Here is a 9,251-nt window from a genome sequence, read left to right on the forward strand (position 1 = left end):
TGCTGGCCGCCTCGACCTGGTTCTGCTCGAAGAGGTCGAGCCGATCGGCCCAGTCCTGCATCATGCGGCGACGCTGCTCCACGTACTCGGCATGGTTGTAGGTCGCGCTGACCTTGTTGGGATCGACGTGCGAGAGCTGTGCATCCACCCAGACCTTCGGGTAGCCGATCTCGTTGAGCGCGGTGGACATCGTGCCGCGAATCCCGTGTCCGGTCAGGCGTTCCTGATAGCCCATGCGCTTGAGCGCACCATTGAGCGTGTTCTCGCTGATGCGCTTCTTCAAGTCGCTGTCGTGCCGGAACAGGTGGCGCTGGGCCGGCTTGAACTCATCCAGCAGGTGCCGGACGATCTCCATGGCCTGAATCGACAGCGGCACGATGTAGGGCGGGATGTCCTTTGGCTGCTGCCGCTTCTTGCGCATATCCAACTGGAGTTGCTTCACGACGTCGGGCGGGATGATCCACAGCCCACGGTCCAGATCGAATTGATCCGGCGTCGCCTGTCGCAGCTCGCCGGTTCGCACGCCGGTCAGCAGCAATAGCCGCAGCCCGAGCTGGGTCTGCCGCCTGCCGCGATAGCTGCGCAGCCGCTGCAACAGCTTCGGCAGCTCGGCCATGCGCAGGAACGGGTTGTGGTTGACGGGTGGCAGCGGCAGCGCCACCACATCGAGATCGGCGGCAGGGTTCTGCTCCAGGCCCGGCACGATCACCAGCGCGTAGCGAAACAGCTGGTTGAACCACGTCCTGACTTTCTCGGCGACGGAGAGTGCCCTGCGCTTCTCGATCTTGGCGATCACCTCCAAGAGGTCGGGACGCTTGATCTCATAGATCGACCGCTTGCCCAAGGCGGGCAGCACATCCTTGTCGAAGATGCGCGGAAGGATCGAGAGGGTCGTCTGCCGGCCTTCCTTGAGGCTGAGCCCGCGATGCTTGAGCCACTTGCGATACACCGCCTCGAAGGTGTTTTCGTCGGCGAGCCGGACAGCGGTGCGCTTCTGCTTGCGGTGAACGCGAGGATTGGTGCCTTTGGCCAGCAGGGCGCGCGCTTCGTCGCGCAGGCTGCGGGCCTCGCGAAGCGTCACCTCCGGGTAGGTGCCGAGCGACATCCGCTTCTGCTTGCCCGCCCAGTAGTAGCGGAAGTGCCAAGTCCTGCCCCCTGCAGCCGTGACGGCCAGGGAGAGGCCATCCAAGTCAGGGAGGGTGTATGCCTTGCCAGTTGCCTTGGCCTGCCGAACGGCCAGGTCTGAGAGTGCCATGCTCTTGCTCCTGAACATGAGTCAGGAACCAGATGCTGGTCACGTCGACCTCGCCCCTCCATCAACAATCCGGAATCAGCCGCGCCCGCAAAAATGGACTTGTTTGTGGACTTAAAAGTCCCGGCTGTAGGCGGATCGCAGTGGACTGCGGCAGAACGTCAAAGAGAGGAAAAGTCCTTGTGTGGCAACGACTTGCAGACTCTCTTGGACTTCTGCGGAAGTCCGCAGAATGATGCAGTGGAGCGGGCGATGGGAATCGAACCCACGTCTTGAGCTTGGGAAGCTCAGGTCCTGCCATTGAACGACGCCCGCGGTTCAGGGCCGGATTCTACGTGGCCGCGAAGGCATCGCCCCACCCGGTGGACGCACAGGATGTAATTCTTATGATTAAATCGCCGGCGTTCCGAGGCCCACCCCATGTCCTTTCTCGCCCGGCTGTTCCGCCGCCGCCCCACCGAAGCCGAATCCGCGCAGGCCCTGATCGAGCGCATGCGCGCGCTGCGGCCGGACCTGAGCTTCGACTACCGGCCGAAGGAAGGCGTGATCCGCACCGGCGACGGCATGGTGTCGCTGGCCAACTTCCACTTCGAGTACGCGCGGGCCGGCGCCGCGGACCGGGAGCAGATCCTGCACGTGTTCGCCCAGGGCATCGCGCCGCCGCGCATGCCGGACACCCTGGCCGAGGCGCGGCCGCGCCTGCTGCCGGCCATGCGGCACCTGGTCACGCTGGACCTGGCGCGCATCGCCTCCGGCCGGCTGGACGACGCGTCCATCGGCAGCGGCCTGCAGCCCTTCTCCGACGAGCTGGCGGTGGAGGTGGTCTACGACACCGAGCACACGATGGCCTCCGTCGGTGCCGACCAGCTGGCCGCGTGGGGCCTGGACACCCCGGCCGCGATGCAGCTGGCCATCGACAACCTGCGCGACAAGCTGCCGAGCCGCTTCGAGGCCCTGGCCCCCGGCCTGTGGCGCTCGGACTATGGCGACTTCTACGACGCCGCGCGGGCCCTGCTGCCGGACCACATCCACCAGATCGGCGTGGCGGGCCGGCCGGTGGCGATGATCGTCAACCGGGCCTGCCTGCTGGTGGCCGGCGAAGGCGACGAACAGGCGCTGGCGGCCATGCTGAAGGTCGCGCGGCACATGCTGCAGCAGGAGGCGCGGCCGCTGTCGGCCGAGATGCTGCGCCTGGACGTGGGCCGCTGGCTGCCCTGGCGGCCGCCGCAGCCCGCGATCGCCCAGGCGCTGCGCCGCCTGCAGCAGGAGCAGCTCGCCGGCGACTACGACGCGCAGCAGCGGGCGCTGGAGCAGCATGCGCTGGAGAAGCAGGTCGAGATCTTCGTGGCCTCGCATCAGCTCATGCAAAGCCCCGGCGGCCAGCTGCAGAGCTACTGCGTCGTCACGCGCGGCGTGCCCACCTGGCTGCCGCGCGCCGACCTCGTGATGCTGGTGGATCCCGCGGCCGGCGAAGCGCGGCCGAACCCGGTGCGCTGGGAGGTGTTCGAGCGCGAGGCCGGCCCGCTGCTGCGCCGTCTGCCCTGCCGGCTGCCGCGCTTCGAGATCCGCGACTACCCCGACGCGGCCACGCTGGCACGCATGGAGCCCGCCGCGCTGTAGCCGCCGCCTGGTCGCCGCCTACTCGCCGCCGCCGGCCGGATGCAGCTTGATGCGCAGGCCGAGGTCCGTGCGGGAGTCGGCGTGGGCCAGGGCCTCGTCCGCGGTGATGTCGCCCGCCGCGTACAGGTCATACAGCGCCTGGTCGAAGGTCTGCATGCCGTCCTCGGCCTCCTTCACCATCGCGGCCTTGATCTGGTCGATCTGGCCCTTGAGGATCAGCTCGCTGATGTAGGCGGACTGCAGCATCACCTCCACCGCGGGCACGCGCTTGCCGTTGCGGCCGCGCACCAGGCGCTGGCCCACCACCCCCTTGAGGTTGAGCGACAGGTCCAGCAGGGCCTGCTTGCGCGCCTCGTCCGGGAACAGGTTGAGGATGCGGTCGATGGCCTGGTTGGCGTTGTTGGAGTGCAGGGTCGACACGCACAGGTGGCCGGTCTCGGCGTAGGACAGCGCGTGCTGGATCGTCTCGCGGTCGCGGATCTCGCCGATCATGATGACGTCGGGCGCCTCGCGCATGGCATGGCGCAGCGCGTCGCCGAAGCTGCGCGTGTCCAGCCCCACCTCGCGCTGGTCCACCAGCGACATCTTGTGCACGTGGGTGAACTCGATCGGGTCTTCCACGGTGAGGATGTGGCAGGCGCTGTTGGCGTTGCGGTAGTCCAGCATCGAGGCCAGCGTGGTGGACTTGCCCGAGCCGGCCGCGCCCACCACCAGCACCAGTCCGCGCTTGAGCATCGCCAGGTCCTTCAGGATGGGCGGCAGGCGCAGGGACTCCATCGTGGGGATGGTCGAGGAGATGTGCCGCGCGACCATGGCGATGTCGCCGCGCTGCATGTACACATTGACGCGGAAGCGCCCCAGGCCCTCCACCGCGATGGCCAGGTCGCACTCCATGTCGGTCTCGAAGGCCTTGCGCTGCGACTCGCGCAGCACCGAGTAGGCGAGCGCGCGCACCTCGTTGCTGTCCAGCGGCTTGGTGTCGAGCCGGCGCATGGTGCCCTCCACCTTCAGCGTGGGCGGTGCCTGCACCGTGAGGAACAGGTCCGAGGCGCGCATGCGCACCATCAGCTGCAGGTAGGGCCGCAGGTCCGAAGGCGCGTTGTAGGGGGTCTGGTCCATGGCGTCACGCTCCGTTTGCTGCAGTCTATCCCGGTGCGGGGCCGGTTCAGCCGGCGGGATCCGGTGGCGCCACCTGCAGCGCCACCAGCGCGGGCAGCCGCTGCCGCGCGAACTCGCTCGCCTGGCGCAGCAGCTCGGCCTGCAGGTCCGCCGGCGAGGCGAGCGGCCGGCCGTCGCGCAGCACCTGCTCGCGGTTGGCCTGCAGGATCTCGGCCACGAAGGCCGCCCAGTCGGCCGGCTCGCGACGGCACTGCTCCCGCGCGAGCAGGAAGAGCTGCTGGAAGCGCGACACCGGCACCGCCGCACCGGTGACCGGGCTGGCGAGCGCCTGCGCCTCCTCCAGGCTGCGCGAGCGGCGCATGAGATGCGCGTTCAGCCGCCCGCAAGGCGCTGCCGCGGCGGCGCGTGCGGGCTCGTCCTGCACCAGCGCCAGATCGCCCTTGGCATGCAGCATGCGAACGGCCTGCAGGATGCGCGGCAGCACCAGGCCATGCGGCGCGAGCTGCTGCTCCAGATCGGCGATGGACCGGATGCCGTGGTCGGCCAGGGCCGCAATCACGGGCGCGTACAGCTCGGGCTGCAGCGCGACCTCACCCAGCGTGCCCTTGGTGCGCAGCGCGATGTCGGCGCCCGGCGTGACCAGCAGCACGCGCAGCGCGCGCCAGGCGTCCAGCTGCTCCTGCACGCCCATGCGGCGAAGACCGCGCACCCAGTAGTCGCGGCGGAACTGCGTGTCCAGCAGGAAGTCGCGGGCGGTCTGGCGCAGGCCGGTGTGCGGCACGTTGCGCAGGAAGGCCTGCTGCGCGGCGGTGAGATGGATCTCGTCGAGGTGGTCGGTGAGGGCGGCGCTGCAGGCGAACTCCACCTTCGCGGGCTCCAGTGCCTCGGCCACGTGGGCGAAGGGCATGGGGTGCCAGTCGCGGTTGAAGAACTCGTGCGCGAGGTAGGCGCGGTCCTTGCCCTTGAGGTTGGCGAAGCGGCCCTTCACCTCGGGATTGCGGCTGGCATACAGCGGGTCCAGCGCCATGAGCTGCTCGCCGAACTGCATGGCCCCGCCGATGCGGCCCGCGCTGCCCTGGCCGGTGGCACCCATCACGCGCGCATGCTCCACCAGTAGGTGGCGCATCGGCATCATGTTGGCCCAGCCGGGCTGGGTGTTGTAGCTGATGTAGAGCACGCCGCCGACCTTGAGCTTGCGGCGGATGAAGTCCACCAGGATGCGCCGGTTGTCCTCGTTCACCCAGCTCCAGGTGCCGTGCAGGCCGATGAAGTCGAAGTCGGGCAGGTCGGTGCGCGCACAGTAGTCGGCGAAGGCCTCGTCCAGGAAGCGGGCGCCGCGCCCGGCGGCGGCGGCGAGCTCCTGCGCGTGGGCGGCCTGCGCCGGCAGGAAATCGGTGCCGTGCCACTGCACGTCGGTGGCGGCCGCGCAGACGTTGGCGCTCAGGCCCTGGCCGTAGCCCAGCTCGCAGGCGGTGGTGATCGCCGGCAGCACCAGACCGGCGCTGAGGAAGGCCATGCGCAGCCGCTCCAGGCTGAACTCGGGATAGCAGCCATGGGTGTAGCCGAGATCAGCCACGTAGCCGGAGGTCCAGTCGCTCATTGGAGTCACCGATGAAGGTTGCCTGCCGTGATTATCCGCAGGCAGGGCGCGGTCCTGCTGCGTATAGTCAAGACAGATCCCGATCTGACGACACCAGGAGACACGATGGAACCCACCGCGGCCCTGCCCGCCCCGCCACTCACCTTCTTTGCCCATGTCACCGTGCAGGTGGGCGCACCGCAGGAGGTGGGCATCACGCCGGCCGGACGCCGGCGCGTCATCCCCATCCTGGGCGGCACCGTGCGGGGCGACGGCTGGTCCGGCCAGGTGCTGCCAGGCGGCGCCGATTTCCAGCGGGTGATCGGCGACACGCTGGCGGATCTGGATGCCCGCTACGTGCTGGAGACCGACGAGGGCGAGCGCATCTACGTGGCCAACCGCGCGCTGCGGGCGGCCTCGGCCGAGGTGACGGCGAAGCTGGTGCGCGGCGAGCCGGTGGACCCGGCGCTGGTGTACTTCCGCTGCACCCCGCGCTTCGAGACGGCCAGCCCGCGGCTGGCGTGGATCCATGAGCGGCTGTTCATCGGCACCGGCATCCGCCGGCCGGACGCGGTGGAGATCAGCTTCTACGCGGTCGGGTGAGGCGCCCGCCTCACCGGAAATCCCGGCTCATCTCCAGCTCGCGCAGGCGGCCCAGCAGCGGCGTCAGGTCTTCCAGGTGCTCGGCGACGAGATGCACCACCTGGCCGCCGCTGGCGGCATCACGCTGCCAGACGCCGCGCACCGCCAGCAGGCGCGCGTGCAGCAGCGCCTCGCGGTAGCGCTCGCGCACGTCCTTCCAGACGATCACGTTCACCGGGCCGGTCTCGTCCTCGAGGGTGACGAAGACGGTGCCCTTGGCCGTCTGCGGCTGCTGGCGCACGGTGACCAGGCCGCAGGCCGCCGCGCGGCGGCCGTTCGGCAGCGCCTGCAGGTCGGTGGCGCAGCGCAGGCGCAGGCGCGCCAGCCGCGGCCGCAGCAGCGCCACCGGATGCCGGCGCAGCGTGAAGCCGGTGGCGGCGTAGTCGAAGAAGATCTCCTCGCCCTCCGGCGCCGGCGGCAGCGCCAGCGGCGCCTCGTGCAGGGGCGCCTGATGCAGCAGCCCGCCCGCCGTCTTGTGCAGCGCCGAGGCCTGCCACACCTGCTGCCGCCGGTGCCCCGCCAGCGACTGCAGCGCCCCCGCCGCCGCCAGCGCGTTCATCTCCGCCTGCGTCAGCCCGGCGCGCAGCGACAGATCCTCCGCGTCGGCGAACGGCCGCTCACCGCGCACCCGCACGATGCGCTTCGCCGCCGCCTCGCCCAGCCCGCCCACCATGCGCAACCCCAACCTCACCGAATGGGGGTCAGATTCCAATTTCCCCGCACCGCCGACAGGCGGCGGGAAATTGGAATCTGACCCCAATTGATTGTCCCAGTCGCTCACGCTCACGTCGACGGGCAGCACGGTCACGCCGTGGCGGCGCGCGTCCTGGATCAGCTGCGAGGGGGCGTAGAAGCCCATGGGCTGCGAGTTCAGCAGGCCGGCGAGGAAGGCCGCGGGCTCGTGGCACTTGAGCCAGCTGCTGTCGTAGGCCAGCAGCGCGAAACTGTAGGCGTGGCTTTCGGGGAAGCCGTATTCGCCGAAGCCGAGGATCTGGCGGAAGATGGCCTCGGCGAACTCGCGGCGGTAGCCGCGCGCCAGCATGCCGTCGATGAGCGGGCGCTCGAACTTGTGCACGCCGCCGGATCGCTTCCAGGCCGCCATGGAACGCCGCAGCGCGTCGGCCATGCCGGGGCTGAAGCCGGCGGCGATCATCGCGATCTGCATCACCTGCTCCTGGAAGATGGGCACGCCCAGCGTGCGCTCCAGCGCGGGCCGCAGGGCCTCTTTCTCGTAGACGATGGGCTGGCCCTGGCGCACGCGCTCGCGCGCCTTCAGATAGGGGTGCACCATGCCGCCCACGATGGGCCCGGGCCGCACGATGGCGACCTCGATCACCAGGTCGTAGAAGCGCCGCGGCCGCAGGCGCGGCAGCATGGACATCTGCGCCCGGCTCTCGATCTGGAACACGCCCACGGTGTCGGCGCGGCAGATCATGTCGTAGGTGGCGGTGTCCTTGTCGGGGATGTCGTGCAGGCCGAAGGGCACGCCGCGCCGCCGGCTGACGAGATCGAGCGTGCGGCGGATGGCGGTGAGCATGCCCAGCGCCAGCACGTCCACCTTCAGCAGGCCCATCTCCTCCAGGTCGTCCTTGTCCCACTGGATGACGCTGCGCTCGGGCATGGCCGCGTTCTCCACCGGCACCAGCCGCGTGAGCGGGCCCTGCGTGAGCACGAAGCCGCCCACGTGCTGGCTCAGGTGGCGCGGGAAGCCGGTGAGATCCCACGCGATCTCGGTCCACAGCGCGATCTGCCGCGGCGGCACCGCCAGCCCCAGCGTCTGCGCCGCTTCCAGCAGCTTGTTCACGCGCAGGCCGCGGTCGTCGAACCAGAAGTGGTCTTTCGCGAAGGCGTCGATCAGGGGCTGCGGCATGCCCAGCGCGCCCCCGGCGTCGCGGATGGCGCTGCGGGCACGGTAGGTGATGACCACCGCGGCGATGGCGGCGCGCTCGCGGCCGTACTTGGCGTAGATGTACTGGATCACCTCCTCGCGGCGCTCGTGCTCGAAATCGACGTCGATGTCGGGCGGCTCGCTGCGCTCGCGGCTGATGAAGCGCTCGAACAGCAGGTGCGAGCGCTCCGGGTCCACCGCGGTGATGCCCAGGCAGTAGCACACGGCGGAGTTGGCCGCCGAGCCGCGGCCCTGGCACAGGATGCCCTGCCCGCGCGCGAAACGCACGATGTCGTGCACGGTGAGAAAGAACATCTCGTAGCCGCAGTCGGCCACCAGCCGCAGTTCGCGCACCAGCTGGCGGCGCACCCGCCACGGCACGCCGCGCGGGTAGCGCTGGCGCGCGCCCTCGATGGTGTGGCGGCGCAGCGCCTGCGTGGCCGTCAGGCCCGGCGGCACCGTCTCGCGCGGGTACTGGTAGCGGATCTCGTCCAGGCTGAAGCGGCAGCGCGCGGCCACCTCCAGCGTGCGCGCCAGCAGCTCGGGCGGGTACAGCGCGGCCAGCCGCATGCGATGGCGCAGGTGCCGCTCGGCGTTGCCCTGCAGCGCGAAGCCGCACTCGGCCACCGGACAGCCCAGGCGCACGGCGGTGATCACGTCCTGCAGGGGCTTGCGCGAGCGCGCATGCATGTGCACGTCACCGGCGGCCACCAGCGGCACGCCCGCGGCCTCGCCGGCGCGCTGCAGCGTGTCGAGCCACAGCTCGTCGTCGCCTTCCAGCAGCAGCTCCGCCGCCAGCCAGGCATGGTCTGGCGCCAGCGCCTGTGCCCAGGCGGCGCGTTCGGTGATGGCAGTGACGGCATCGGGCGTGATGGGCGCCGGGCCCGCTGCGTCCGGCCGCTGCGGGGCCTCGGTGTGCGGCGGGCGCATCGGGCACACCAGCAGCTCGCAGCCGGCCAGCAAATCCCAGCGGCCCTCGCCCCGACGACAGCGGTACTCGCCCTTGGGCGCGGCCATGCGGCAAGCGGAGATGAACTCGCACAGGTCGCCCCAGCTCGCCACGTCGCGCGCCAGCGCCACCAGGCGGAAGCCGTCCAGCGCGAACTCGGCGCCGGGCAGCAGCCGCAGGCCGAGCGTCTTCGCCTCGGCAT

At 70.2% G+C, this 9,251-nt stretch carries 6 protein-coding genes and 1 tRNA gene; 2 read left to right on the forward strand and 5 right to left on the reverse strand.

From position 1 onward, the window contains the following. Both ACE3T5_RS19675 and ACE3T5_RS19680 read right to left on the reverse strand, forming a co-directional pair. On the reverse strand, window positions 1-1,255 hold a 1,255-nt coding region (locus ACE3T5_RS19675), incomplete at its 3' end, for a tyrosine-type recombinase/integrase (RefSeq protein ID WP_374669807.1). A gap of 238 nt (window positions 1,256-1,493) precedes the next feature. Beyond that, a tRNA-Gly gene (locus ACE3T5_RS19680) sits at window positions 1,494-1,567 on the reverse strand. Between the two features lie 105 nt (window positions 1,568-1,672). On the opposite strand from ACE3T5_RS19680, the gene ACE3T5_RS19685 reads away from it, so the two are divergent. Next, complete coding sequence (locus tag ACE3T5_RS19685) at window positions 1,673-2,872, forward strand: hypothetical protein (protein WP_374669808.1); 1,200 nt, start codon at window positions 1,673-1,675, stop codon at window positions 2,870-2,872. An 18-nt stretch (window positions 2,873-2,890) separates the two neighbouring features. Here ACE3T5_RS19685 and ACE3T5_RS19690 read toward each other — a convergent pair whose 3' ends face one another. Beyond that, window positions 2,891-3,991: a PilT/PilU family type 4a pilus ATPase gene (locus tag ACE3T5_RS19690; RefSeq protein WP_374669809.1), complete on the reverse strand. Its 1,101-nt coding sequence runs from the start codon at window positions 3,989-3,991 to the stop codon at window positions 2,891-2,893. 46 nt (window positions 3,992-4,037) lie between these two features. Beyond that, on the reverse strand, window positions 4,038-5,591 hold the full coding sequence (locus ACE3T5_RS19695; RefSeq protein WP_374669810.1) for a methyltransferase regulatory domain-containing protein: 1,554 nt from the start codon (window positions 5,589-5,591) through the stop codon (window positions 4,038-4,040). Between the two features lie 105 nt (window positions 5,592-5,696). Between ACE3T5_RS19695 and ACE3T5_RS19700 the strand changes: the two genes are divergently transcribed. Then, window positions 5,697-6,173 carry a DUF3237 domain-containing protein gene (locus tag ACE3T5_RS19700; protein ID WP_374669811.1) on the forward strand — a complete coding sequence of 159 codons (477 nt, stop codon included), beginning with the start codon at window positions 5,697-5,699 and terminating at the stop codon, window positions 6,171-6,173. A gap of 10 nt (window positions 6,174-6,183) precedes the next feature. Here ACE3T5_RS19700 and ACE3T5_RS19705 read toward each other — a convergent pair. Then, window positions 6,184-9,251: error-prone DNA polymerase (locus ACE3T5_RS19705; protein ID WP_374669812.1), on the reverse strand; the 3,068-nt coding region annotated here is incomplete at its 5' end.

It is taken from the genome of Ramlibacter sp., assembly GCF_041916345.1.
Taxonomy (GTDB): domain Bacteria; phylum Pseudomonadota; class Gammaproteobacteria; order Burkholderiales; family Burkholderiaceae_C; genus Ramlibacter.

Coding starts and splice junctions, on each gene's coding strand:
- ACE3T5_RS19685 (WP_374669808.1), top strand. CDS start 1,673: ATGTCCTTTCTCGCCCGGCTGTTCCGCCGCCGCCCCACCGAAGCCGAA.
- ACE3T5_RS19690 (WP_374669809.1), bottom strand. CDS start 3,991: ATGGACCAGACCCCCTACAACGCGCCTTCGGACCTGCGGCCCTACCTG.
- ACE3T5_RS19695 (WP_374669810.1), bottom strand. CDS start 5,591: ATGAGCGACTGGACCTCCGGCTACGTGGCTGATCTCGGCTACACCCAT.
- ACE3T5_RS19700 (WP_374669811.1), top strand. CDS start 5,697: ATGGAACCCACCGCGGCCCTGCCCGCCCCGCCACTCACCTTCTTTGCC.